General features: G+C 45.1%; 29 protein-coding genes. 19 read left to right on the plus strand and 10 right to left on the minus strand.

All coding sequences use genetic code 11. From position 1 onward, the window contains the following. Positions 1 to 179 precede the first annotated feature (179 nt). Positions 180 to 1,211, plus strand: a complete 1,032-nt coding sequence (gene mtbA / locus AC20MK_RS10410; RefSeq protein ID WP_487355736.1) for a methylcobamide:CoM methyltransferase MtbA — start codon at positions 180 to 182, stop codon at positions 1,209 to 1,211. Between the two features lie 121 nt (positions 1,212 to 1,332). On the opposite strand, the gene AC20MK_RS10415 is transcribed toward mtbA, so the two are convergent. Next, positions 1,333 to 2,130: an undecaprenyl-diphosphate phosphatase gene (locus AC20MK_RS10415; RefSeq protein WP_487355737.1), complete on the minus strand. Its 798-nt coding sequence runs from the start codon at positions 2,128 to 2,130 to the stop codon at positions 1,333 to 1,335. 160 nt (positions 2,131 to 2,290) lie between these two features. Here AC20MK_RS10415 and AC20MK_RS10420 point away from each other — a divergent pair, with 160 nt between their 5' ends. The 7 genes from AC20MK_RS10420 (at position 2,291) to AC20MK_RS10450 (ending at position 6,527) form a co-directional block, all read left to right on the plus strand. After that, positions 2,291 to 2,689, plus strand: a complete 399-nt coding sequence (locus AC20MK_RS10420) for a NifB/NifX family molybdenum-iron cluster-binding protein (protein WP_487355738.1) — start codon at positions 2,291 to 2,293, stop codon at positions 2,687 to 2,689. A gap of 16 nt (positions 2,690 to 2,705) precedes the next feature. Further along, positions 2,706 to 3,086, plus strand: coding sequence for a NifB/NifX family molybdenum-iron cluster-binding protein (locus AC20MK_RS10425; RefSeq protein ID WP_487355739.1), 381 nt, complete (start codon positions 2,706 to 2,708; stop codon positions 3,084 to 3,086). Between the two features lie 9 nt (positions 3,087 to 3,095). Then, complete coding sequence (locus AC20MK_RS10430) at positions 3,096 to 3,941, plus strand: ATP-binding protein (RefSeq protein ID WP_487355740.1); 846 nt, start codon at positions 3,096 to 3,098, stop codon at positions 3,939 to 3,941. Next, positions 3,938 to 4,828 (plus strand): ATP-binding protein, encoded by an 891-nt coding sequence (locus AC20MK_RS10435; protein WP_487355741.1) that lies wholly within the window; start codon positions 3,938 to 3,940, stop codon positions 4,826 to 4,828. Before AC20MK_RS10430 ends, AC20MK_RS10435 begins: the two co-directional genes overlap by 4 nt. A 4-nt stretch (positions 4,829 to 4,832) precedes the next feature. Beyond that, a complete protein-coding gene (locus AC20MK_RS10440; protein WP_487355742.1) occupies positions 4,833 to 5,408 on the plus strand; it encodes a DUF1847 domain-containing protein in 576 nt (191 codons plus the stop codon). Then, entirely contained in the window at positions 5,405 to 6,064 is a 660-nt protein-coding gene (locus tag AC20MK_RS10445) for an MBL fold metallo-hydrolase (protein WP_487355743.1), read from the plus strand. Before AC20MK_RS10440 ends, AC20MK_RS10445 begins: the two co-directional genes overlap by 4 nt. A gap of 82 nt (positions 6,065 to 6,146) precedes the next feature. Further along, entirely contained in the window at positions 6,147 to 6,527 is a 381-nt protein-coding gene (locus AC20MK_RS10450) for a NifB/NifX family molybdenum-iron cluster-binding protein (protein ID WP_487355744.1), read from the plus strand. A gap of 80 nt (positions 6,528 to 6,607) precedes the next feature. Here the strand turns inward: AC20MK_RS10450 and AC20MK_RS10455 are convergent, their stop codons facing one another. Continuing rightward, complete coding sequence (locus tag AC20MK_RS10455; RefSeq protein ID WP_487355745.1) at positions 6,608 to 8,035, minus strand: rhodanese-like domain-containing protein; 1,428 nt, start codon at positions 8,033 to 8,035, stop codon at positions 6,608 to 6,610. Between the two features lie 171 nt (positions 8,036 to 8,206). On the opposite strand from AC20MK_RS10455, the gene AC20MK_RS10460 reads away from it, so the two are divergent. From AC20MK_RS10460 to AC20MK_RS10470, 3 genes are all read left to right on the plus strand, one after another. Continuing rightward, positions 8,207 to 9,514, plus strand: a complete 1,308-nt coding sequence (locus tag AC20MK_RS10460; protein WP_487355746.1) for an MgtC/SapB family protein — start codon at positions 8,207 to 8,209, stop codon at positions 9,512 to 9,514. 65 nt (positions 9,515 to 9,579) lie between these two features. After that, positions 9,580 to 10,425 (plus strand): NAD(+) diphosphatase, encoded by an 846-nt coding sequence (gene nudC, locus AC20MK_RS10465; protein WP_487355747.1) that lies wholly within the window; start codon positions 9,580 to 9,582, stop codon positions 10,423 to 10,425. A 58-nt stretch (positions 10,426 to 10,483) separates the two neighbouring features. Further along, a complete protein-coding gene (locus AC20MK_RS10470; RefSeq protein ID WP_487355748.1) occupies positions 10,484 to 10,921 on the plus strand; it encodes a metal-dependent transcriptional regulator in 438 nt (145 codons plus the stop codon). 2 nt (positions 10,922 to 10,923) lie between these two features. On the opposite strand, the gene AC20MK_RS10475 is transcribed toward AC20MK_RS10470, so the two are convergent. Further along, entirely contained in the window at positions 10,924 to 11,568 is a 645-nt protein-coding gene (locus tag AC20MK_RS10475; RefSeq protein WP_487355749.1) for a TfuA-related McrA-glycine thioamidation protein, read from the minus strand. A gap of 4 nt (positions 11,569 to 11,572) precedes the next feature. Further along, on the minus strand, positions 11,573 to 12,853 hold the full coding sequence (locus tag AC20MK_RS10480; RefSeq protein WP_487355750.1) for a YcaO-related McrA-glycine thioamidation protein: 1,281 nt from the start codon (positions 12,851 to 12,853) through the stop codon (positions 11,573 to 11,575). A 168-nt stretch (positions 12,854 to 13,021) separates the two neighbouring features. Between AC20MK_RS10480 and AC20MK_RS10485 the strand changes: the two genes are divergently transcribed. Together AC20MK_RS10485 and AC20MK_RS10490 are read left to right on the plus strand one after the other, a co-directional pair. Beyond that, positions 13,022 to 13,171, plus strand: a complete 150-nt coding sequence (locus tag AC20MK_RS10485; RefSeq protein ID WP_487355751.1) for a hypothetical protein — start codon at positions 13,022 to 13,024, stop codon at positions 13,169 to 13,171. Between the two features lie 42 nt (positions 13,172 to 13,213). Beyond that, positions 13,214 to 14,392, plus strand: coding sequence for a cysteine desulfurase (locus AC20MK_RS10490; RefSeq protein ID WP_487355752.1), 1,179 nt, complete (start codon positions 13,214 to 13,216; stop codon positions 14,390 to 14,392). Positions 14,393 to 14,397: 5 nt separating this feature from the next. Here AC20MK_RS10490 and AC20MK_RS10495 read toward each other — a convergent pair whose 3' ends face one another. From AC20MK_RS10495 to AC20MK_RS10505, 3 genes are all read right to left on the minus strand, one after another. Further along, entirely contained in the window at positions 14,398 to 16,506 is a 2,109-nt protein-coding gene (locus tag AC20MK_RS10495; protein WP_487355753.1) for a CHASE4 domain-containing protein, read from the minus strand. A 168-nt stretch (positions 16,507 to 16,674) separates the two neighbouring features. Continuing rightward, positions 16,675 to 18,822 carry a phosphoribosylformylglycinamidine synthase subunit PurL gene (gene purL / locus AC20MK_RS10500; protein WP_487355754.1) on the minus strand — a complete coding sequence of 716 codons (2,148 nt, stop codon included), beginning with the start codon at positions 18,820 to 18,822 and terminating at the stop codon, positions 16,675 to 16,677. 82 nt (positions 18,823 to 18,904) lie between these two features. Further along, positions 18,905 to 19,258, minus strand: coding sequence for a DUF192 domain-containing protein (locus AC20MK_RS10505; protein ID WP_487355755.1), 354 nt, complete (start codon positions 19,256 to 19,258; stop codon positions 18,905 to 18,907). Positions 19,259 to 19,359: 101 nt separating this feature from the next. Here AC20MK_RS10505 and yciH point away from each other — a divergent pair, with 101 nt between their 5' ends. Continuing rightward, positions 19,360 to 19,668, plus strand: coding sequence for a stress response translation initiation inhibitor YciH (gene yciH, locus AC20MK_RS10510; RefSeq protein WP_011500065.1), 309 nt, complete (start codon positions 19,360 to 19,362; stop codon positions 19,666 to 19,668). Positions 19,669 to 19,692: 24 nt separating this feature from the next. Here yciH and AC20MK_RS10515 read toward each other — a convergent pair whose 3' ends face one another. Further along, a complete protein-coding gene (locus AC20MK_RS10515; RefSeq protein WP_487355756.1) occupies positions 19,693 to 19,833 on the minus strand; it encodes a hypothetical protein in 141 nt (46 codons plus the stop codon). 35 nt (positions 19,834 to 19,868) lie between these two features. Between AC20MK_RS10515 and AC20MK_RS10520 the strand changes: the two genes are divergently transcribed. From AC20MK_RS10520 to AC20MK_RS10540, 5 genes are read left to right on the plus strand one after another with little or no spacing between them, the layout of a single operon-like run. Next, positions 19,869 to 20,228 carry a transcriptional regulator gene (locus AC20MK_RS10520; protein ID WP_487355757.1) on the plus strand — a complete coding sequence of 120 codons (360 nt, stop codon included), beginning with the start codon at positions 19,869 to 19,871 and terminating at the stop codon, positions 20,226 to 20,228. Further along, on the plus strand, positions 20,225 to 21,445 hold the full coding sequence (locus AC20MK_RS10525; protein ID WP_487355758.1) for an Nre family DNA repair protein: 1,221 nt from the start codon (positions 20,225 to 20,227) through the stop codon (positions 21,443 to 21,445). The genes AC20MK_RS10520 and AC20MK_RS10525 overlap by 4 nt, the downstream gene beginning before the upstream one ends. Positions 21,446 to 21,488: 43 nt before the next feature. Then, the gene (locus AC20MK_RS10530; protein ID WP_487355759.1) at positions 21,489 to 22,436 is read left to right on the plus strand and encodes a tetratricopeptide repeat protein; all 948 of its coding nucleotides are present in this window, start codon (positions 21,489 to 21,491) and stop codon (positions 22,434 to 22,436) included. A 57-nt stretch (positions 22,437 to 22,493) separates the two neighbouring features. Beyond that, positions 22,494 to 23,534 carry an inorganic phosphate transporter gene (locus AC20MK_RS10535; protein ID WP_487355760.1) on the plus strand — a complete coding sequence of 347 codons (1,041 nt, stop codon included), beginning with the start codon at positions 22,494 to 22,496 and terminating at the stop codon, positions 23,532 to 23,534. Then, the gene (locus AC20MK_RS10540; protein ID WP_487355761.1) at positions 23,534 to 24,220 is read left to right on the plus strand and encodes a TIGR00153 family protein; all 687 of its coding nucleotides are present in this window, start codon (positions 23,534 to 23,536) and stop codon (positions 24,218 to 24,220) included. The genes AC20MK_RS10535 and AC20MK_RS10540 overlap by 1 nt, the downstream gene beginning before the upstream one ends. Here AC20MK_RS10540 and AC20MK_RS10545 read toward each other — a convergent pair whose 3' ends face one another. Together AC20MK_RS10545 and purC are read right to left on the minus strand one after the other, a co-directional pair. Further along, positions 24,221 to 25,651 (minus strand): phytoene desaturase family protein, encoded by a 1,431-nt coding sequence (locus AC20MK_RS10545; protein WP_487355762.1) that lies wholly within the window; start codon positions 25,649 to 25,651, stop codon positions 24,221 to 24,223. Then, positions 25,652 to 26,368 carry a phosphoribosylaminoimidazolesuccinocarboxamide synthase gene (gene purC / locus AC20MK_RS10550; RefSeq protein ID WP_487355763.1) on the minus strand — a complete coding sequence of 239 codons (717 nt, stop codon included), beginning with the start codon at positions 26,366 to 26,368 and terminating at the stop codon, positions 25,652 to 25,654. Between the last annotated feature and the right edge of the window lie 14 nt (positions 26,369 to 26,382).

Consider the following 26,382-nt stretch of genomic DNA (forward strand, 5'->3'; position numbering starts at 1 on the left):
AACAGCAAGAAGGCTTGCAAAAAACTCAGAGAAAACGTTGCACTGACAAAACCATAAAACTTGTCTAATGCGACTATTGCAGGCGTTTTTGCCAAATAAAAAGGTATATATATGCTAAGTACATAGCCTAAGTACCTTTTTAGTGATTATAAAGGATTGATCTATAGGAGAATATTAAAATGACTGAATACACACCAAAGACAAGATTAGCAACTGTATTGAATGGCGGAAAAGCTGACAGGATGCCAGCTATCTGTGTTACACAGACCGGTACCGTTGAGCAGATGGAAGCATGTGGCATCTTCTGGCCAGAAGCAAACTACGATGCAAAGATGCTTGCAGGTCTTGCAGCAGCAGCACACACAGAAGTTGGATTCGAAGCAATCCGTGTTCCTTTCGACATCACCGCAGAAGCTGAGTTCTTCGGCTGTGGCATCAAGGACGGTACAAACGTACAGCAGCCATCCGTCATCAGCCACGTTGTAAACAGCCTTGACGACCTCAAGCAGTTCGAAGGCTATGACATCAATGACCCATCAAAGAGAATCTCAACGATCCTCGAGTCCGTCAAGATCGTAGCAGATGAGTATGGAGCAGAGCTTCCAATCATCGGCAGTATGATCGGTCCTTTCTCCCTTGCACAGCACATCACCGGCGACTCCTGGTTCATGGACATCATGACAAAGGAAGAGTACGGTCTTGCGATCATGGAGTTCACAACCGAATTCGCAATCGCATACGCAAATGCACAGGTCGACAACGGTGCAGACACATTGTCCATCATCGACCCAACAGCAAGCTACCAGCTCATTGGCGGCGACTTCTACAAGAAATTCGTTGTACCATTCCACGCAAAGCTCGTTGAAGCAATGCACGCACGCAATGTTCCTGTAGTTCTCCACGTCTGTGGTGACACAACAGAAGGTCTTGCGATCATGGAGACCGCAGGTGTAGACGCGATCAGTGTTGACCAGAACGTAAACGCAGCAACCGCTGTATCAAAGGTAGAGAAAGCACTCATCATCGGTAACCTCGACCCAGTAAACTGCCTCTGGAACACATCTGTTGAGACAGTCACAGCAGAGTCACAGAGAGTACTCAAGGAACTCGACGGCAAGGGACTTCTCGCACCTGGATGCGGTATTGTAAGCCAGACCCCAACCGCACACCTTCGTGCAATGGTTGAAGTCGCAAAGACCTACAAATACTAATCTGATCAATATTAAAAAGAAGAGAAATGGGCTTACTAAGTCCAATTCTTTTTTCTTTACTTTCTTTTTTTCGATCCTCTAAAATTGTTATACACTGAGCTTTGCGTTTTGAAGGCTGACATTAAAGAAAAATTGCCAGAACACTCATGATACCAAGCCCTATGCAAAAATAAGAGAAATCCACTTTCTTCGCAACTTTCAGGAAAAGGTCGATGGTGACCAGACCGAAAGCAAAAGAGAAGAACAGGGCTACAAAGGAGTATACATTTAACTCGACCATATCCATCAGTCCAAGCCCTATCTCTGCCACAAGGACCGCAGGTATGCTCATGAGAAAGCTCAACCTTATGGCATCCGCAGCATCGAATTTACGCAGCAATAGTGCGGACATTGTTATGCCAGATCTGCTGATCCCAGGTATTGCTGCAAAACCCTGTGAAACCCCTGCCACCAGAGAGTCAGACATTCCAGGAACTCTGGCAAGAGATACGTCCTTTGATATCGTCCTCTGTAGAAGACCCGTAAATATAAGCATCATACCGACCACAGCTGTTGCAGAGCCACCGGATATCTCAGCCTTGTCAGTGACGAACAATAACAGAGGAAGTCCCACAACCCCCGTCAGTGCCGTAGAGATAAGGAGAAAACTTATCACTGGATCATGAGGCTCTTTTTTAGAGAAGCTGCGTACATAATCAGGAACACCATAAAGGAGCGTTTTCACTTCCTCCCTGAAATAAAAAGTAGCCGCAAGCAATGTACCCAGGTGAAGCCAGATAGAGATAGGAATGGCTTCAGAAAGGGAACGTCCAAAGAAAGTGACCATCACAAGAGAGGTCATGCCTTCACTGCTTATTGGAAGCCATTCTGCCAGACCCTGTACAATGCCAAGAATGATAGCTTCAGAGAGGGATAACATGAGAAGTAATCAGTATTCATCCGTATAAATAGTATCCGCTATTTTATAAATAAGAATGGTTTGCGCCCTATTGAGAGTAAATATATAAGTGTATCCCAAAAGTACTAAATAGTTTCTCACTTATGTGCATAATACATTAGGATCAAAGTGGTGAAAAATAATGAAAATATGCATAACATCCAGAGGAACTGACCTTTTCAGCCAGTGTGACCCCCGTTTTGGCAGATGCCCTTACTTTGTCATTGTAGATGATGATACCATGACCGTTGAAGCCCTTGAGAATCCGGGACCTTTAGCAGAGGGAGGTGCAGGCATAAAGGCTGCACAGGCATTGACCGACCTTGGCATTGATGCCCTCCTAACAGGAAAGATGGGACCAAACGCGTTCTCAGTGCTAAATGCGGCTGGTATCAGAGTATTTACAGGCATCCAGGGTGCAGTTGAGGAAACGGTTTCACAATATAGGCAAGGACAGCTGGACCTTATCGAAGATGCCACCACTTCTGCTCAACACAGTATCGATCCAGGATCAAGACCGGAACTTTCCGGACCAAAATAAAATAAGAGGCAATAAAATGAAAGTATGTGTACCTTCAGCAAATAATGGCGGATTAGAGGATATCGTAGGTCAGCACTTCGGAATGGTTCCAACATATACTGTGCTGGATATCGAGAATAACTCTGTGGAGATAGTAGAGAACACAAGCCAGCATAATGGTGGGGTCGGATTACCACCTGAACTTCTCTCAAAGGTCGGAGTGAACATAATGCTTTGCGGCGGTCTTGGACAAAAGGCAGTGAACATGTTCTGTGAATATGGGATCGATGTTTTCATCGGTGCACAGGGAACTGTGGAGACGGCCATCAATGACTGGAAAGAAGGAAATCTTGTCAGCCCGACCAGCGAAAATGTCTGTCAGGGCCATGGACATGACGAAGACCATCACCAGCACTGAAATCAAGATATGAAAATAGCTATCGCAAGTGGAAAAGGCGGCACCGGGAAAACCACCGTTGCCGTAAACCTTGCCCTTTCAATACCTAATTCGCAGCTGATAGACTGCGATGTGGAAGAACCAAATTGCAATCTTTTTCTGAATAAAGGACTTGAGCCCATAGCTAGCTCAAAGATCACGGTCCCGAATATCGATGAGGATCTTTGCACATACTGCGGAAAATGTTCCCAAATGTGCCATTTCAATGCAATAGCAACCCTTCCGGAAAAAGTGATCCTATTCCCGACACTTTGTCACAGTTGTGGGGGGTGCATACTGGCCTGCCCTGAACATGCAATTTCAGGAGAGGAAAAATGTACAGGCATTATCAGCAGGTCTACTGACATTGAAGACCACCCCAGGCTCTATGAAGGGGTGCTCGATATCGGAGAAAGTATGGCATCCCCGGTAATAAGGGAGCTCAAGAAATGGATAGACCCGAATGCTGTCACTATAATCGACTCCCCACCGGGAACAGGGTGTCCCGTGATGACCACATTGGAGAACACGGACCACTGCATACTAGTAACAGAGCCCACTCCATTCGGATTGCATGACCTGCGCCTCGCAGTGGAAATGGTAAAGATGATGAACATGCCCCTCGGAGTTATCATAAACCGGAGCGAGCAGGGAAATTCCATCATCGAGGAATATTGTGAAAATGAAAATATCGAGGTGCTGATGAGAATACCCCTCAATAAAAGGATCGCTGAACTGTATTCGCAAGGCATACCCTTTGTCGAGGAAATGCCTGAATGGAAAGAGAGATTCTCAGATCTATTCGAAAAGATCATCAATGAAAAGGAGCTGGCATGAAGGAACTCGTAGTCATCAGTGGAAAAGGCGGAACCGGCAAGACCACGATCACAGCTTCGTTTGCAGCAATGGCAAAAAATGCAGTGATAGCTGACTGTGATGTCGATGCACCGAACCTTCATCTGCTTCTAAGACCAAGGATAATTGAAGATCACTCATTTTACGGCATGGATAAAGCAGAGATAGATCTTGAAAAGTGTAACGAATGCTATAATTGCCAAAGTGCCTGCAACTTCGATGCCATAGATGACAACCTCATTATAAACACGCACAAATGCGAAGGTTGTGGGGTCTGCGAATATGTTTGCCAGGCCGATGCCATAAACATGGTGAAAAAAATATCCGGCAATGTTTTTGGATCAGCAACGAACCACGGAACAATGGTGCACGCAGAATTAAGGATAGGAGAAGAGGCAAGCGGGAAACTTGTGAGTGCTGTCAAAGAAAGGGCGCGTTCGATAGCACTGGAAAATGAGAACGAACTTATAATAACTGACGGCCCTCCGGGAACAGGATGTCCGGTGCTTGCAACGATAACAGGAGCAGACCTTGCATTGATAGTGACCGAACCCAGTTTATCAGGGATGCATGATCTGGAAAGGGTCTTGCAGGTTACGGAACACTTCAATATCCCTGCCATTGTCTGTATCAACAAATACGACATCAATGAGAAGAACGCAGGGAAAATAGAAGCTTTCTGTGAAGAGAGAGAGATAGCAGTTGCAGGTAAACTACCTTACCACCCATCACCCAATATGGCAATGAGGGAAGAGACGACCGTTGTAGAATACAGGGAGAATGTTCTTTCAGACGGGATCAAAGAATTATGGGAACGTGTTGTTGCAGAGCTTGATAAGAAAGAGGACACACTGCTTCCAACGAGATGATAATATGAGATGTGCTGATTGTGACAGTAAGGATTGTTACCAGGGGAAGAATTGTGCCCCCAAGGATATTCTTGCAGATTATGAAGGCGAAGATCTGGAGATCATGAAAGTTGCTTCCGGAATAGAAGCAAAACACTACATGCAGAAGACAAGGCTTGAAGAGATCATCCTTTTTACAAAAGAACTTGGATATGAAAGGATCGGAGTTGCTTTTTGCATAGGCCTGGAAAAGGAAGCGAAGTCATTCTGTGAGATACTGGAGAAACACATTAAAGTGGAATCTGTTTGTTGTAAGGTCTGCGGTGTCGAGAAAGATACCTATGGACTGGACAGGATACGGGAAGAAAGTATAGAGATCGCCTGCAATCCTATCGCCCAGGCAAAATTACTGAACCGTGCAGGGACTCAACTGAACATCATAATTGGCCTGTGTCTTGGTCACGACATACTTTTCAACAAGTACAGTGAAGCACCTGTTACAACATTCATCGTCAAGGACAGGGTGCTGGCACACAACCCCGCAGGAGCCCTTTATTCAAAATATTATATGAAGAACGTATTTGATATGGTGAAGCAATGATGGATATCACTGTTGTCTATGACAACAATGCCGGAAAAGGATTGGGGAAAGGATGGGGATTTTCCTGTTCCATCGAGACCGATGAGCAGAAGATCTTGTTCGATACCGGCTGGGATGGCGGGCTTTTGTTAAAGAACATGGAAGTTCTTGGGCTCGATATAAGGGAGTATGATATTTTGCTATTGTCCCACCAGCATTGGGACCATATAGGAGGATTGCCGGCTGTTCTGAATGCGAATCCCGAAATAGAGGCCTACGTATTGGCATCGTTCTCTAAAAAGCTCAAGAACGAGATACAAAAGCGTGCAAAGCTCAATGAGATAAACGGAATGTGCAAGATCGCAGAAGGAATATATTCCACCGGTGAACTGGGAGACAGCATCAAGGAACAAGCATTATTGCTGGATACTGACAAAGGCGTCTATATCATAACCGGCTGTGCACATCCAGGATTGTCAGCGATAATGGAGGTTGCAGCTTCACTTGGGAATGTTCGCGGCATCATCGGAGGATTGCACGACTGCCAGGACATTGAAGCGATGCAGGATCTCGAACTCATAGGTGCAGGACACTGTACATCGAGCATTGATGCCATTAAAGAGAAGTATAAGAAAAGTTTTGTCCATATTGAAGCAGGCTATCGTATAAGCATCTGAACAATGCTGATATATTGAAGAAACGGAGCAGTGGTGAGGTATATCATTCAGGTTTTCCATATTGATATGAAGAGTTGAAAATATGAAAGTTGCCATACCATCTTCAGAGACCGGGGGATTAGAGGACTACGTTGAACTTCATTTCGGAAAAGCCCCTACATATACCATATATGATACCGAGACCAAGACAGTCGAGATAATTAAGAATACGAGTGTGCATATGGGTGGAAAAGGCATACCACCTGAACTGCTAAAAGATGCAGGAGTGGATATCGTCCTCTGCTCAGGTGTCGGACAGAAGATCGTTGACCTTCTTGACAAGAACGGGATAGAGATATTCGTAGGTGCTGATGAGACCGTGAAGGATGCCATCACTTCATGGAAAGCAGGAAAGCTCTACAAACCAAAGACCATAAACCTTGAGAAGGAACATGGCCTTGGAATGACAAAGCATCAACTGTGAACTTTTTATTTCTTTTTACTTTACTTCACTTCATTCTACTTTATTTCTTTTTATTATATTTTAGTTCTTTTTATTTTATTTCATTTTATTTTATTTGTGTCACTTGAACCTGTCCAAGGGAGGGAACACATGATGCATTCAGGCCCATAGCCTGCAGCATTATAACCGATCATCCCACCGGCTACATTGTAGACATCGCTAAATCCATTCTGCCGTAAGATGCTGGCACCCATACTCGAGCGCTGACCACTTCCACAGATGACAACTGTCTTTGTGTAGGGATCGAGGTCCTTGTAGGAACTGCGCAGTTCATGAACAGGGATATTGATAGAGTTCTGTATATGGCCTTCCCGGTGTTCGGCTTCCGACCTTACATCTATCAGTACCAGCCCTTCACCACTGGATAGAAGATCATGAAGCTCTTCAGCTGAAAGCTGGCAAACATGTTGTGTTGAGAGACCAGCCAGGGACCAGGATGCCATTCCACCTTCGAGGAAATATCCAATCCTGTCAAGTCCTACCCTGTGAAGCCACAGGGATGTTTTATTCACTTGCTCCGGAGAATCCACCACCAGCATAATGGTCTTGTTCTCAGGTAAAAGCCAACCTGAATATGTCACAAAATTACTGTTAATATCAATACTGTATGCACCCGGAATATGCCTTCCACCAAACGCTTCATAGCACCTGGTATCAAGAACTATGTTCTCAGTATCATCACTCATCCTTTTGAACTCAAGAGGAGGTAACGCTTCAGCAGATGCGATCTGTGAAAGAAGAACAGGACCTTTTGCATTCACTTTACTACAGCGTTTGAAGTGGTCTGGTGCAGGAGGCATTTCATTGGTCAAGGATGAAATGAATTCAGCTTTTTTGTTGATATTGAGAGCATGATTATAAAGACGTTCATAACCGATTGTAGAACTTCTTTTAGCAGCCATCGCCCTGCCACAAAGAGACCCTGCCCCATGTGCAGGGTAGACCTCACAAAAATCAGGGAGAGAGAGAAGTTTGTCATGAAGACTATCATAGAGTTCTGATGCCAGTTCTTCAGCTTTTCCAGGGAACAGATCGGGTCTGCCCACATCCCCGACAAAAAGAGTGTCACCGCAAAAAACACATGCCGGCTCAACGCCCCTTGCATGATCGGTCACCACATAGGAAACATGCTCAGGAGTGTGACCTGGAGTTTCCATTACTCCGATGGACATATCCTCGATCTCTAACATATCGCCCTCTGAAACAACTACTGCATCGAATTCACAATTCGCAGAACCGGGAACAAAAATGTTCGCACCTGTCCTTTGCATCAATTCCATATGCCCGGAAATGAAATCCGCATGAAGATGTGTTTCCAGTATGTGAGTTATCTTCCATCCCATATCAGAGGCCATATCGAGATATACATCGACATCCCTGGACGGATCGATCACTGCACAGAATTTATCGCCACCAAGCAAATAAGAACTGTGAGCTATTCCTTTTACGAATACCTGCTGAACTATCAAATTACAACCCCACCTTTCCCTTTTAAAATTATAAGAATGAATATTGGGAACAACTAACAAATGTTAAAAAATAATATAAAGGTTCATGAGATATATATTAGTACCATACAAAAAAGCATACCATAGAATATAGATGCCTGTTCTTTTGGAAAACTGATAATATGAACATTTATGAAGGAGGTCGTAACGGTGTTGGTATTTGATCTGGGCATAGACCCGATACTGTATGATTTCCTCACAAAGGTCGTGCTGGCCTTAATGATAGGCATCCTTATAGGAATTGAACGTGAACACCACCGTCAGGACCAGGAAGTGTTTGCAGGAGTACGTACTTTTGCAATAGTATGTATCTGCGGTATGCTTGCCACATTTGTAGCCCAACTGATAGATATAATGATCCTCCTGATAACTACAGTACTCATTGCAGCATCCTGTTTTTTCCTGATATACAGAGTATATATGATCAGTGGTAAGCTGGGAATGACAAGTTCCATCGCCCTTTTTCTGACCTACCTTCTGGGAGTGATCGTGGCAATGGGACATTATCTATTTGCCATAATCATAGGGGTCATAGTGACATTCCTGCTTATTGAGAAGAAGCCATTACATTCTTTTGCAGAACATCTTACAGATGATGAGATACTCAATGGTGTTCAGTTCCTCGCAGTTGCTTTTATACTATACCCACTCATGCCGGAAGAACCCATATTAGGCGTACTGAACCTTAAATCCGCCATACTCATTGTGGTCCTTGTGATGTTCATAGGATTCATCAGCTATGTATCGCTCAAGAGGTTCGGCACTAAAGGCGGGATGTCCTATTCCGGTCTTTTTGGAGGGTTTGTCAGTAGCGAAGCCACAACTGCTGCACTGGCTGCAATGTCGAAGAAACAGTCAAGCCTTATCCATGCCCTTTACATCGGCATCCTCATGTCGAACATCTCAATGATAATCAGTAACACCCTTATTGCATTGATAGTCGACCCCACCGGAAGAACAATGTTGGCAATGATACCCCCACAGATCGCCATGCTTGTTATTGTCCTGATCATCATAGCAATACGAAGGAAGAGCTATGATGTAATGACAGCACCCCTGGAAATTGGTTCACCCTTCGCATTGAAACCTGCCTTCAAGTTCGGTGCCCTTTTTTCCATACTCCTGGTTATCACAAGCCTTGCAGGAGAGTTTGCAGGAAGTACCGGCATCTACATGACAGCACTTGGAGGACTTGTAAGCAGTTCCGCTGTTGTGGCATCCGTTGCAGCATTGGCTTTTACCGGCAATGTTCCCTATACCGTAGCTGCCCAGACCGCTGTGATGGCAGGGATCATCAGCACCCTCAATAAGATAATGCTTATCCGAGTGTCAGGGTCAAAGGAACTTTATTACCATTCAAGGAACACCTTTGTCCTTATAGCAATAGTTGGAACGGTCGTACTCTACCTCTGGAGCTATTTCGATCTTACAGGTCTTTAAGGAGCTTTTACCGAAAGGCTATAGTCCAGAGACCGAACTTCTATGAGAAATACAGGTGTGAAACTATGAAACCATATTATGATCCTTCTTTTGCTACCGAAGAACTCGAATTTCACGGAAAGGAAGATAATCCAGAAGGTGAAGCCCTATATTTCCCGGTACGAAGCCGGAAGGTACTGGTCGAGAAAGGTATCGATTCTGAGGAGTATTTTAAGTACATCCCTGAAAGAAATGTTCTTGAGAATACTGAGGTCATCTACATTGGCACGCTTGGGGAAATACCATGCCATTGTTTCGAAATACCGGAAGGAGCAGAGTTTAAGGAGATGGAGTTCCTTGGACTCAATGATCTGTATGGGATCATCGATGAAGAGATGCTTGGCATCACTTCAAGAGCGGTACAGATGGCAGATTTCTACCGCACACACCATTATTGCGGCCTCTGTGCAAGTCCCACACATTATGTCCCCGAAGAAACAGGGATGCAATGCGGCAATTGTGCACATATCGCATATCCAAAGATAAGTCCTGCTGTTGTGGTCCTTATAGAAAAGGAAGAGCAATTGCTCATGGCAAGGTCACATCATTTCGGGAAAGGTATGTATGGCCTTGTTGCAGGATTTGTGGAAGCAGGAGAGACCATAGAACACGCAGTACACAGAGAGGTCAAAGAAGAGGTGGGTGTATCCATAAAGGAACTTTCCTATTTCGGAAGCCAGCCCTGGCCATTTCCTTCTTCTTTGATGATAGGGTTCACTGCGACCTATGAAAGCGGAGATATAGAGATAGATGCCAATGAGATAGAGGATGCAAAATGGTTCTCCATAGATAAGATACCCACACCCCCTTCCAAGAGAAGCATTACGGGATCGCTCATCGAGCTGTTCATCGAGAAGCATGGTCCAAAATGAGAAAGGCTATTTTTGGTATGTACGCAAATATTAAATAAACAAGGGATCAATCAGGTCTATGGAGAACATCACAGGTCTGGAGCTATCTCCGAAAAAGATAGAGTACCTGAAATTCCTGCTTGAGAAAGGCGATAATGTGCGCACCACGGATATTTCCAGGCACATGAAAGTAGATCCTTCAACGACAACGAAGGCTATCAGTGAACTGGATTCCACAGGATATGTGAAGCATATACCTTACAGAGGTGTCAGCCTTACCGAGAAAGGGAAGGAATACACACACTTCATTCTGAGAAGACACCGTATTTTGAGCCTTATGCTGAACCATTATGGACTTACACCGGAAGAATCATGTAGAGAGGTTGCACGTTTTGAAGGGTTTGTGTCAAAGGATGCCATTGACGCGATCTGCAATTCAATGGGACATCCAACTTTCGGAGTTTGCGGCAGGATAGAACATGATGGCTGCCGACTTGAACACGAAGACCACGCCTGAGCTTACTTTTTCATAAGCTCTTTTATCGTTTCAAGAACGAGTATCGCATCAGCCCTTTTGACATCGTTCTCGTTGTTCAGACAATAATTTAATAACGGCTCTTTTTCAGGAAGTACTCCTTTATCTACCGCTGTTTTTACAATACCAAGATAACTTCTGAGAGGATAGTGGAGCTCTATTGCAATATTAAGCAGGGAGAGACGGGCACCCTCATCGATGATACCTTCATGGCATGCTGCCTGTAAGGTCTCCCTGATGTTGACAAGAGGAACAGATACAGGTTCAAAGGTCTCGGGATTTGTGGTGACAGCCACCTCATCGTCCGATTCGAGGACACCGTCACGATACCATTCATAGACCTTGCCGACACCGATCATACCATGCACATCAAGTTCGGATGCACGCAGTGCCCCCATGCTGCAACCACCTACTACGATGATGCCTTTCTTCATTGCATGGAGGATCTCTTTGTGTGCAACGGCAGCCCTATCGAAGAACATGCCATCGATGATACCTATGATATCATAGCCCTGGGACACGACCTTATCCACATCACCCCTTGCCACAGGAGGCATATACACAGCATCAAGAATGGCTTTTGCATCTTCATGGCAGATACTTGTACCTGCAAATACCACTGCTCTCATGGGATCACTTGTTACGCCCGAACTTTCTCTTCCAGGGTTTTTCAGATGAAGCCAAGGACTTGCGACCCTGTCTTAAACGTTTACCCACACGTTCGCGGTCAAGGGTATATTGTTCGAATCCGGGGATGATGACCCTCACCACAGGAACGCCTATACTTTCACGGGAGAGGTCCACCACTATCGCACTTTCGGCCACTTTACGCAGCTCATTGAGGACCACGTCAATGTTCTCAGCAGGAGTTGATGCGGAGATGTCACTTATCTGGTCAAGTGTTATGGGATCACCTTCGTCATACCAGAACCGGTTCATCCTTTTCATGCGCTCATATCCGATCTGCCTCACAAATGATTCCCTGTCAGTATCCTCACGTGCACCGTGTATCTGTACGACCCTTGATTGTGCAGCTTCTGTGATCGCCCTCCGTACAGCTATATCAGGTTTGAGATGGGAGCCTGCACCCATGACAAGCAATGCGGCATCTTTCAGTTCAAGGTCATCGGTAGCCGCTACTATGGTGGTGATAGCAGTATCATGTTCCAGACACCATAATTTTATCTGCACACCAGCATCTTCGAACTTCTTTACGAGCTCATAGTTGATACCGTCATTTTCAGTAAGAACGAGTTCCTTGCCTGGGTTCCTGTTGAACTCAGAGATGCTCAGAGCATCACGTTCGATCACCTCGAGCAGGCCGTGGAGAATGGCCTCCTCTATGACGTTACCCGAAGCAAGTCCGTTGGTATTGCTTCGGAAAAGTTTTGCTGACATTCCCGGTGAATCGTATGGGTGATGAACTGCATTTGACGGAACATATATTTCCTTCTCTTGCAACATATCCCAGCCTTTGGTCCATTCGACCAGTTTATCAGAGGCAATAGGTTCAAAGAGAAGTAAAGAATCGACATCCAGTAGCTCATGCCCTTCACTTGCTTTATCTGAGGTCTCGATAAATTCATCTGCTGCGATCTCTTCATCGATATCCGCATTTACGCTCACACGTTCAGCAAGACATCTTTCGAAGCTTTCCATCATGGCAGAGATCCTTGCCTGTGCCTCTGAAGCGCCTTTACCGGAATAGATGGATATCGCACCATCGGCTGCGGAAGGTCTTATGGCTGAAAAAACAGGTATCCCTATACGATCAAGCTCGGTTATGCTTGCGATCCTGGTTACACCTATTCTTTTAAGATGAGGTTGCGTATTCTCAAGGGTAGCCCCCTCATCAAGAACACGCTGTGTACCTTCTATATATTGCAATGATCGATCGATCAGGATGTGAGACATGGTAAGTGGAACTCTTTTGCAACATTATATTCCTTACGACAATAACAACACAAAAACTCCCATATCAATGGAAATATATAAATATGATTAACTCTTTATTAAGAGTTTGGCTCTGCTACGCAGGTCAAATTCTATAACTACAATTGAAGAGACAGGAGGAATTAAATTATGAGAAATATCATGAAAATAGATGATATCTCTGCCAGAAATGGAGAAGACAGGTACCTTGCAGTTGTAAGTGGTCAGACCACTGAAAGACTGGATGCTGATGAGCAGGAACTTTGCAATTTCATGCTCGGTGGATTTCTATCTAAATAAGCTGCAAAACCTATTTTTAGCAATCTTGCGTATGAAACGAATATGTATGATATTCTTTCTGTACGCAAAGATTTCCCCGTTCTTGAGGAAGTTATCTACCTTGATAGCGGTGCTACGACACAGACACCTGTGCAAGCCGTCAACTCTATGAACGATTATTTTTTCAAATATGCTGCAAATCATGGCAGAGGAGCTCACAGGCTTGCCCGCCAGACCACTGACCATTATGAGGATGCAAGGGATACAGTTGCTGGATTTCTGAACATAGGGTCAGATGGAACCGTATTCACTAAAAATGCCACAGAAGGCATCAATATGGTATCCCTTGGACTGAAATGGGAAACTGGCGACCATGTGGTGACAACTGTTGTGGAACACCATTCGAATCTCCTGCCCTGGATGAGGCTAAGAGAACAGGGTGTTGAGGTCACTGTCGTCGGATCGGACAGGGAAGGGTATGTAGACCCAAAGGACATCGATGAGGCCATTACGGACAGAACAAGACTGGTGAGTGTGAACCATGTTTCAAATGTTTTCGGTTCTGTCAGGGATGTTAAGAAGATAACTCAGAACGCACACCGATCCGATGTATTGACACTTGTTGACGGCTCACAGTCCGCCGGACATATGCCAGTGGATATCAAAGATATCGATTGTGACTTTTTCATAACCCCGGGTCATAAAGGATTGCTCGGACCACAGGGAACTGGCGTGCTCTGCATAAAGGACCCGGACATCCTTGAGCCTGTTTATGTAGGTGGCGGAACCGTTCATGCAGTGACCACTGAAAGCTATGAGCTTGAGCCATCCCCCTCAAAGTTCGAAGCCGGAACACCCAACATCCCAGGGATCATAGGCCTTGGACGAGCCGTGGAATATGTGAAGGACATTGGCGTGGAAGCCATAGAGAAACATGAGAAAGAACTGGCACAGGATACTGCAACACGCCTTGAGGAGATAGAAGGAGTGGAGGTATACGGACCAAAGGACAGGACCGGAGTTGTGCCTTTCAATGTTCAGGGCATGAACCCGCATGACGTCGCCATGATCCTTGACGAGACCCGAAAGATATGTGTTAGAAGCGGTTACCATTGCGCCATGCCATCAGTGGACCTGATAGGTGTCGAAGGTACCGTAAGGGCTTCATTTGCCCTATACAATACCAAAGAAGAGGTAGATTCTTTGATAAAAGGGGTTGAGCAGATCACAATGCTGGCATGATCTTTTTAGTTCTGCTCATTAATTTGGGAGGAATCAAAATCCCTATCGAGTGGGAAGGAGACCGTAAAGGTACTACCTTCCCCTTCCTTACTTTCTACATGTACATAACCACCATGCATTTCTGTAAAGTTCTTGACAAGAGGTAGGCCAAGGCCGACACCTCCATACTTTCTGGAAATAGATGCATCTGCCTGGAAAAAAGGATTGAATAAATTATCCTGAGTATCTGGTGAAATACCGATGCCACAGTCCTTTACAGAAATATGCACGAAGTCCTCAGAGATCCGTCCTCCGATTGCCACTGTTCCCCCTTTATCGGAGAACTTAATGGCATTGCTCACGAGGTTGTAAACGATCTGCTTGAATTTTATCATATCTGCTTTTATGGCAGGCATTTCAATATCAATGTTACAGTTAAGGTCAATATCTTTCTCTAATGCAATAGGTGCCATCATTGATTCTACTTCATCAATAAGATCGGATACAAAGAATTCATCAACATGAAGTTCCACATTACCAGATTCGATCTTTGACACAGATAGTATGTCGTTGATGATATTTGAAAGATGCTTTCCATTTTTAAGAACATTGGATATGTATTTCTTCTGAGGTTCATTCAAAGGACCGTGACTTTCACTGTGGATCACATCCGAAAAACCAATGATCGAATTCAAAGGTGTCCTCAGCTCATGACTCATGTTAGCTATGAACTCGGACTTTGTACGGCTTGATGCTTCAGCTTCCAGTTTTGACTGGATAAGAGCAGATTCCGCAGCTTTGCGATGGGAATTATCCATAATTATCGCAAGCACATCGTCTTCACCGAACACCAGGACCCTTGCTTCAAGATTGACTATCCGACCATCCACAGGCAAGTTGTATTCCACAACTCCAACTTCATTAGACCTAGCAATATCCTGCACCTTCCCCCTCATAAGCTTTGCAGTATCTTCAGGAAGAATATCATAAATATTTTTAAAATCCATGGAGGATAGGAAAAACAGATCACCATTCTGGGGATCATTACGGTGTATGACGGTACCATCAAGCTTCATGTGAGCGATCATAACCGGCATAGCTTTCATGACTGCACTGTCCTTAGCTTTGTGCATATCTTCAAGCTTCCTCAACATCAAGTTTATGGAATGAGATAAAAGGTAAAGTTCATCATTCCCCCCAATATGCAGACGGGAAGAGAAATCCTTATCGTCTCCAATAGATTTTACATCTACACAAAGATTTAATACACGCCTAAGCACGATCTTATCCAGGAACAAGAGCATGATAAATCCAAAAACAAAGCCCACAAGGAAGAGTGAGAGAGCAAAATAATACAATGTTTCCTCCCCTTGTGCTGTTATCGAACGAGGGGTTGTGGTTTTGGCAACTATTGCAGGAATACCGAAAACATCACGAATTGGATAATAGCCTGCAACCATATCTTTATCAATAGTTTCTACGAAAATGTCAGAAGAACCTTCATTCCAAATACCCAGAGGTAGCTGTGGATCATATGCAGGTACCAGCTCTATTGCAATACCTGAACCTTCTGAAAGAGAGTCAATTAGATCATGATCGAATAAGCGCCCCATGACCACAATTCCGCGAGACGGACCATCCATGGCACTGGTTAATATTGGAGACGAGGAGATGATAAACAGACCTTCCGGCAAATTGATGAAAACGGGTCCGCTTAAATTAGAAGACGGAATAAACTCCACCAAGCTGTCATATAATGGTACTTGCTCTTCATTTATTTTATCATATGATGAACCATAAACGATCTCTCCGGAAGGATCAACATAAGCGATAAAATCAAGCTGACTGTGCTCAAACGTTTCTGGCATTATATTGGATTTGACATATTCATCATCATGAGATACAATATATTCATAAGTATCATCCCATTGACTATATTTAATGTTCAGAAACTCCAATGAATCCATATCAGACTCAATGAGATCTCGCATCCAGATAGCATCTTTAGATGCCTGCTCTTCATCCAATTCACTATAACTATCTGTTACGAGAAGTTGAGAAACTCCAGTAATGGCAAAGATCATGAAAATAAGCATGACCCCTACACCAATCAATGTTTTTTGCCGAATAAACATAATGTACCCCTTATACAATGATACATATAGTAATTTGATTATAAAAATATATACATATAAAATTTTGATAATATGTCATAAATCAACAATATATGACATGCATCCATGCAATAGGATGACACTAAGTTGAAAAAATGAAAGAATAAAGATAAAAGAAGATAATGGAAATTATTCCATCATCAGTTTTGTAAGAGATGCCCTTGCATCTGATATCTCCTCAAGGGAGAGAGAGACATCGAATCCATCACCTTTGATGCTCAGTTTGTTACCGCCTACTGTTCCAATGACAGTATGAGGGACATCGGCAAGCATTTCTTTTACTTTTTCCGGAGAGGACGTTACAAGAATTGCTCTTGCATGGGATTCGGAGAAAAGGATATCATCAGCACGCAGGTTGTCGCCTACAGCGCTCAGATCGATATCTGCACCCATGGAGCCACACATCTCGGAGAGGGCCACAGCCAGTCCACCTGCAGATACGTCGTGAGCAGACACTATATTTCCGCCCCTCACCACATTGATGAGCGTTTCAACGACCTTTACTGAATCATCAGTGACCTTTGGCACATTGCCGTTGAGCCTTAGCCCGACCATGTTGTAATATTCCGAGCCGCCCATCTCATCAAGGGTGTTGCCCACGAGGATGATGGTGTTGCCATCTCCTGTAAAGTGGCTTTGAGGAACTGTTTCGAGCTCTCCTGTGATACCGATAAGACCAATGGATGGTGTTGGTGCGATGGCAGTGCCATATTCTCCGCTTTCGTTGTAAAGGGAGACATTTCCTCCAACCACCGGAATGGACAGGCTTCTTGCAGCGTCACCGAGACCGAGGATGGCCTGTTTGAACTGCCAGTAGATGTCCAGCCTTTCAGGGTTTCCGAAGTTCAGGCAATCCACAAGTGCGATACCTTCTGCACCTTTTACTGCAAGGTTCATACTGTTCTCGATGAGTGTGCCCTTTCCACCTTCGTATGGATCAAGAAGTGTGTGACGCGGGTTGCATCCGCAGGACATGGCAAGTCCCTTTCCATCACCTATGCGAAGAACTGCTGCATCTGAGCCGGGTTTATCCACTGTACGCACCTGCACTTCGTGGTCATACTGGCGATAGATCCATTCTTTTGAAGCGATGTTGTGGGATGATAGGATATCGAGAACTACCTTCTTCAGGTCTGCAGGAAGGTCTGGTTTTTCACCTATCTCGCGCTCTGGAGGGGCAGTGGATGGACGTTCGAAAGTTGGTGCCCCTTCAGTGAGGAGCATTACCGGAATGTCAGCTACCGTTTCACCTTCGAACTCAACAGTATAATAGAGACGTTCTGTTAGTTCGCCTATCATGCTTGCATGGAGATCGTACTTCTTTCCGATCGCAAGGACAGCCTCGACATTTTCAGGTTCGACTTCCATCAGTATGCGTTCCTGGGATTCAGCGATCATGATCTCGTAAGGGGTCATGCCGTCTTCCCTGAGGATAACCTTGTCAGCTTCAAGACGCATGCCGAGTTTACCTTTTGATGCCATTTCAGAGCTTGCGCCTGCAAGCCCTGCTGCACCAAGGTCCCTGCATGAGAGAACATAGCCTGCACCGATAGCTTCCAGTGTTGCTTCAATTGCAAGCTTTTCTGTGAACGGGTCACCGATCTGTATGCTGGGGCGGTCTTCTGCTTCAGCTTCTTCGGAAAGGTCGCGGGAAGCGAAGGATGCACCCCCAAGACCGTCACGGCCTGTGGTGGAACCTATTAGGACAAGCTTGTTGCCTGCTTTCTGTGCACATGCGGTCACGATGTTCTCTTCGCGTGCCAGACCCACACAAACAACGTTCACCAGAGGGTTTCCACTGTATGACTCATCGAAGTATGTCTCGCCCCTGACAACAGGAACACCAATGCAGTTTCCGTAGCCTGCGATACCTTCAATGATGTGCTCGAAAAGGTAAAGGTTCTTGGGAGTGTCCAGAGGACCGAAATACAACGGGTCCATAAGTGCTATTGGGCGGGCACCCATGGATATGATATCACGCACAATTCCGCCGACACCTGTTGCTGATCCGTTATAGGGATCGACATAGGAAGGATGGTTGTGGCTTTCCATTCCAATGGCAAGTACCCAGCCTTCGCCGAAGCGGATTATTGCTGCATCGTCGCCAGGACCTATGATAACACGATCTCCCACGGTGGTAAAGGTTTTCAGCAGGGGAGCACTGGAACGGTAGGAGCAGTGTTCGCTCCAAAGATTCAAAAAGCATCCCTGTTCAACAAGGTTTGGTTCTCTGCCCATCTCTTCTGTTATGATCTTCAGGTCATTTTCAGGTAACATTTGTGCGCCTCATTATATAAGGAGTATGATTTAGGCTTAAATAAACCATAGATTAGATAAAGATTTCCAGCGAGAGAGAAGTTCAAGGTTCATCGAACATCAGATCATCCCCGACCTTGAGGTCGTTGGAAGCGATGGTACCTGAAGGTATTTCTATGACGTACCTGATCTTTTCACCGGAATCAGCAATGCCGATCCAGGGCCTGAGAGTGGTGGTCTTGACTATCCTTTTATCTTCATTAAGAAAAAGGACATCCAGCGGAAATGGAACAAACAGCATGTGGAGGGATATTCTCTTGAGAGAGGAAAAGATGAAGACCATAGCATAGCTATCGTGGACCGAACGTCTGAACATAAGGCCTTTAGCCTGCCTGAACATGCTTTTTGCATATTCGACATCAGATGAAATTACATCACCATTAGATTTTAATAGCATAGTGGGATACATAAAAGACATCTATTTATTACCTATAAATAGCATACATTATAATAATTTATGGTTATAACGCAATAAATTTGCGGAGGAAAAACTAGAAGATGAGTTCAGAAATGTGCCCGGTTTGCGGTTTGCCATCAGAGCTATGTATCTGTGAAGAAGTGGCAAAAGAGCAACAAAGAATTACAGTGAAAGTGAACAGACGAAGATACGGCAAAGAAGTTACAGTTGTAGAAGGATTCGATGCTAATGAAATCGACCTCCACGAACTGTCCACATACCTTAAATCAAAATTTGCATGTGGCGGAACTGTAAAAGGTAGTGCCGTAGAATTGCAGGGCAACCATCTGAGTCGCATGAAAGCCGTTCTTGTAAAGAAAGGGTTCTCCCCAGAGCAGATCAAGGACTGAAATTGACTTTGAATAACAGGACTGTCAGACAGACCTGATGTTCGTATTAAAAATTAATAATGAACGGAACATGGCCATACCAATGCTGGTATTGAATGCCATGTCCTTTTTTTGAATTATGAGCGTCCGTTCGAGTGCAGATCTGCTTATCATCGATACTGCCAAAAAAATCAAATAGGACGAGTGAAGGATATAATATTATGAAACCTACCTGCGAGATAATGGTTCAGAGAGTTTTGCCAGCAATACGCGCCGGACTTGCACGTACCATGATGATCGACCACGGATGCACACAGCAACAGGTGGCAGACATTCTCGGATTGTCCAGAGCTGCCGTTTCCCAGTACGTGAGTGAGAAAAGGGGAGCAGAAGTAGGATTTTCAGAAGAGACCAATGAAGAGATAAGGAAATTTGCCACCGAGCTTGTCAATGAGATGTCTGCAAAGGCCATGAACGAGGGAATGTGCAATGTATGCAAGTTCGTGCAGCGTTCAGGCTGGTTGTTCAAAAATGCACCGGAAGCAGAATATTGCATATTATGTAAAGATGATGAAGATTGAGCAAAAGTCTATGCATCCAATGTAAAGGAAAAGGACTTTGCGGAAGACCTAGATGTCCTATCCTTGAGAAGTTCAGGGCTGCTGAGAGCACCGCAACTTCGATATCCTCAGACGGTTCTATTTTTGGTGCTTCCCCACCAGCGGTCTTTGTGGGAAGATATGGCTACCCCCAGGTCAAGGCCGGACCCATGATCCCACCACAAGTGGATTCTAAGGATGCAATGGCACTTGAAGACCCCAAGCAATGGCTTTCCATGGACATACAGGACATCATATCTGCCAGATGCCAACTTGTCCGGGCAAATACCACCATAAATGTGAAAAATGCGAACAGACCGGATAAACTTCTGGAAAAGTCGCAGGAGCTCGCACTGTCAAAGTCACCCATCGACACAGAAGCGTGGTTCACCAAACCCTTGCAACAGGACCTGAAGTTCGACAGTGTGCTTACCCCCATGGGCCCTTCCGGGACCATGAAGGACTTTGATATTGCAGAGAATCCGAAGGTACCCAAAAAAGTGGACCATCTGGCATACGACACTGATGCCCTTGCAAAGGATGCTGTGTGTGAACTTTTTAAAGGGGATATACCCACCGAACATATCACTAGATTGCTTTCCATAGGTCTGTTGGGACAGGAACGCAAACTTGTGCCTACCCGCTGGGCAATTACAGCCACAGATGATATGGTAGGCAAGGATATCACCGACCGTGTAATAGACCTGCCCCTCATCAGTGAGATATCGGTGTTCAGCGGAGGATGCTTCGGAAACTATTTTGAGATACTCATGACCCCGCGCAGATATTCTTATGAGCTGCTCGAGATATGGATGAAGAGTTCGGTCTGGTCCGGAGATTCCTCATGGATAGGGCAGGACATGGAGGACATCAACGGCAAAAAGGGATATTCGAACCTTGCCGGGGGATACTATGCCGCCCGGATCGCCGCTCTGGAACATCTTGAGAAGATACAAAGGCAGGCATCGGTGTTCATGATACGGGAGATCACACCTGAATACTGGGCACCGCTTGGAGTATGGGTGGTCCGCGAGGCTGCCAGAAATGCATTGAACTCTATCCCACGCACTTTCGAGACCATCGAAGAAGCACTGGATGACATGGCAACGCGAGTGAGAACGCCTTCGCAGCAATGGAAGGCAAAGGCAAAGATGCTATCAGACATGCGATTCCAGAGAACGCTGGACTCTTTTTTCTAAATCCGCCGCAAGACATTAAAATGGTATTGCACAATTGGTGATTATGTCCGAACCTAAAAGTGATATGTCACCTCAAGAATTGGCAGATTTTCTGATAAACAAAGTAATGTCATTGTGCAGGGAGAGCCAGCTCGATCAGGCACTGGAAGTTGTGGAACAGGCGATCAACCATGCGCCTGACCCAAACCACGCACTGCTTATCAAAGCAAGGATACTCACGGGACTTCACCTATATGATGACGCCCTTGAGACCACCAATGAAGCATTGGAACTTGGAGAAGATATCGATGCACTCAAATTGAAAGGTAATATCCTTGCCATCAAAGATGACCTTGAAGGTGCACTGGAGATATTCACGAATATCACGGAGATGGAACCAAAGGACGCTGAAAGCTATTTCCTGAAAGGTGGCATCCTTGCGGAAATGGGAAGGGGGGAAGAGGCCATAGAGGAATTTGAGCACTCCATAGAGATAGACCCGAGCATCGCACATGTATGGTACAGTAAGGGAATGGTACTTCTTGAATCTGAAAGATATGGTGCTGCCATTTCAACTTTTGAGAGGACAATGGAACTGACAGAGGACTTCGTCGAACCCATTTTCTTCACAGGCATTGCTCACAGGAAGCTTGGACAGGCAAAGGAAGCGATAGAATGTTTCCATGCAGCAGCTGAGATGTGGGAGTTGAAGGCCCTTGTCAGCAGGAACATAGAGACATATGAGAAAGCACTCGGAGCTATAGAGAATGCCCTTGAGCTCGATGTTGCCAATATCGACATGTGGAGAACAAGGGGCAAGCTGCTTTACAAGCTTGGGCACAAACAGGAAGCAAAAGCAATATTATCAAATGCTGCAGAACTCTGTGTACAGGAAGATAATTACAATGATGCCATTAAGACATACGATGTGCTGATCGAGCTGGACTCCGAGGACGAGGATGCAAAAAAGGCGCGTGAAGAGATAATTTCCATGGCAAAAAATAATGATTGATACATTTATCACATATGTGACGATATCAGCCTTAATACTTGATCAAAGGAAGGAAATATGATAGATCTATTAAATCCAATTGTGGTCCTTTTGGTACTCGCAGGCCTCTATATGGCCTGGAATATCGGAGCGAACGATCTTGCTAATGCAATGGGAACATCAGTGGGGAGTGGAGCACTCTCACTGAAACAGGTAATACTTGTGGCAGCTGTCTTTGAATTCGTTGGTGCTGTCTTTTTTGGTAAGAGGGTCACATCGACCATTGCAAAAGGCATCGTACCTATTGACAGTATTAAGCTGATAGATCCGAACCTTGTAGCTGTGGGAATGCTGGCAGCTATCCTTGCAGCCGGTTTCTGGATCACTTTCGCTACATTTTATAATCTGCCAGTCTCTACCACGCACTCGATCGTGGGATCTGTACTTGGTTTCGGAATTGTTTCCGCATACCAGGGAATTATCGCATATGGTGATATAAACTGGGTAGTGCTTACAAAGATAGTAGGCAGCTGGCTGGTCTCACCCATATTGGGTGCTGTTCTGGCATATATAATATTCACGATCATACGGTTGACGTTATTACAGAAGACGGACAATCCATATAATATAGAAAAGAAATTTGTGATACTTCAGATAGGTACTGCATGTTTCATTGCATTCGCACATGGATCCAATGATGTGGCAAACGCTGTCGGACCGCTATATGCGGGACTTAACGCCCTGGGATTAGCTGACCTGACCATACCCGTATGGGTCTTAATGGTCGGTGGTGTCGGAATGGTCATCGGACTTGCCACATGGGGATACCGTGTCATAGAGACCATAGGCACAAAGATAACTGAACTGACGCCTACAAGAGGATTCTCCGCAGAATTAGCTACAGCATCTGTTGTTGTCCTTCACAGCTACAGTTCACTGCCCATATCCACAACACATACCCTTGTTGGTTCTGTGATAGGAGTAGGACTTGCAGGCGGTCTTGCCGCAGTCGATCTTAGTGTTATCGGAAAGATAGCCATGTCATGGATAATCACCGTGCCTATAGCAGCAGTAACATCAGCACTTATATTCCTAGCATTAAGAGGGGTTGGATTATAATGAAAAGGGAATACATTCGTTCGGTACTTAACGTATTTGCAAGATCACCTTTTAAGCCGCTTTACCTGCACGCATCAAAAGGTGTGGAGACAGTAAGAAAGCTCGATCAGGCAGTCAATGCATATTGCACTAATATGCCACTTGTTGAAGAACTGAGCCATGAGATCGACAACATCGAGCATGAAGCGGACATTATCAAACAGACGATAAGAGGACAGCTTTCGTCTTCGATAATGCTACCTGTGAACGCAGAGGACCTGCTGAACTTCCTAAAGCCACAGGACTCCATCGCAGATGTGGCACAGGAAGCTGCATATATACTTACCCTGAGACAATGCGACATGCCTGATGGGATAAAGGACCAGCTCTGTAAACTCAGTGCAGAGACATTGAAAACAGTGGAGATATACGAAACGCTGGTAGACTCATTGAGCGAGCTCCTTGAAACATCCTTTAGCAAACGCGAGGTAGAGGAGGCCCTGTCACTCGTTCCGCAGATAGAAGAGATGGAGCATATAACAGACCTTATCGAGAAGGACCTTGTCAAAGACATATATGCCCATGAAAAGGAACTTGGTGCTGTCGGAGTGTTCCATCTTATCGAACTTGTCAGAACCATTGCAGACATTGCAGATAAGACCGAACATGCTGCCGACAGGCTCAGAACGATGATAATCAGACGGTGATCAGTGAAGATTACCGTCCTCGTTCAATACTTTTAACATTTCAAGTATAGAATATGCAGCCCGAGTCACTCCCATGCTGCGTTTATCGGTATCCGTCCCTGCAACATAAAGATTCTTTACCGGAGTACGGATATCGGCAAATTTTCCATTTAGCGTCACTGCAGCTTTTTCAGGAACGATCACCTGCTGATGTTTCATTTCTATACGGTCCTCGATGTTTGGGATAGCGCGATAGATCGTCTCATAGGCGTTCTTTATATCCCTGGACTCATCGTTGCCCTCATCCATGAAGAAAGCAAAGCCTACCAGCTGTTTTCCCTTAGGTGCAAGAGAAGGATCATAATTGCTTGTGGGCATCGCCCAGTAAGGGGTGTCCTTGAACCAGATCTCAGAACCGACATATTTGAACTCATCCATCATTCTGTCAAGGCCAAGCCATAATGTGAGACTCTTAGAATGAACGATACCGTCAAGCAGCTCTTTGTAAGATGCCGGAAGATCTTCGACCAGAGTAGGAAGGGATGTTGCAAATCCTGTGTAGATCACAAGATCAGCACAATAGGCATTGTCCGCCTCCACACCCCAGGCTTTTCCTTTATCAGTGAATATCTTATGCACCTCACACCCGGTCTTAATTTCCACGGATGATGGAAGAGAATAAAGGATTGCATTGAGCAGGGACTTCAGGCCTTTTCGCGGATACCCCTGAGAAAGACTGACCTTGTTGGAAGCAAGTCTTCCGAGGCAGGATAAGTTTATCCTTGAATGGAGGGACAGGTGGAGATTTGAAGAGAGTACAGATTGAAGTATGGATTCGGTTTGAGGAGTGGATTCCTGTTTGATGATCTCTTCGAACTGTTCCTGGGTCACACTGTCCCTTACAAAACTGCTTCCTGCCAGCACCCTCTGTGCAGATGTTTCTTTCATACAACGTCCGGAAAGGAAGTAGGATATAGCATCTGCGAAGTCGTAGGTGTCCTTTGAGAGGTTTGCAGGAAGGGAATCATAGACCGATTGGTCCGAGAGGTCGAAACCAAATGAGGCCATCGTGAGAGACTTCGTGATCGACTGAGTGATCGCAAGACGGTCAAGTTTGGGAAAAACGTCAAATGTGACAAATTCTTTGATCGTCGAGGGAACTTTTAGAAAACGATTCTCGGTCCTTACATAATACTGACCGTAGTCCTCGAATACAGGCTGGTAATCAAAATAATTGTCCATGAGCCGCCTGAGCGGACCTTCTGCAAGATGAGTGATCGCATGCGGACCGGTGTCTACCTGATAACCATCCACTGTGTAACTGTTGCAGTTTCCCCCCACGGAGTCCTGTTTTTCAAGCACCAGCACTTTTTTGCCGTGCTTTGATAATGTAAGTGCGGCCAGAAGACCGGTCACGCCGGCTCCGACCACAATAACATCATATTTATCCATTTACTCCTCGAATATTTCAGGAACAAGCCTGCGTGCAACCTTTTCATATGCTTTTGAAAGGTCTCCCTTATCGAACCTGAACAGGTCCTTGTCCATGGATTCACCGGTCTCAACGTCCCAGAACCTGCAGGTGTCACAGGATATCTCGTCAGCAAGGACAATCTCGCCGTCCACCCTACCGAACTCAAGTTTGAAGTCAGGAAGCAGGAAACCATTGCTCTCAAGATAGCCCTTGAGGATAGCGTTGATCTTCAATGCCATGCTGCGGATGAAGTCGATCTCTTCACGCGTTGCGATACCCATTGCAACTGCGATATCATCGTTGATCATAGGATCACCGAATTCATCGCTCTTATAATCGAATACAATGACAGGCTCTTTGAATACGGTACCTTCTTCAACAGGATACTTGCGAGTGATAGAACCGGCTGCGATGTTCCTTGGAATCACTTCGATGAGAATGATCTCAACTTTCTTCACGAGCATCTCATTGCCGGAAACCATACCAAGGTAGTGTGTTTTGATACCTTCTTCTTCGAGCATCTCGAAGATCTTCTTTGAGATCTGAGCATTGTAGTAGCCTTTGTTAGGTGCTTCACTTTTCTTCTTGCCGTCAAAAGCTGTGAGGCTGTCCCTGAACTCTGAGATAAGCTCATTCGGATTTTCGGTCTTATAGATGGTCTTTGCTTTGCCTGAGTAAAGTTCTTCTGTTTTCATGAATTTGATCTCCA

The organism is Methanococcoides sp. DA23 (assembly GCF_057593895.1).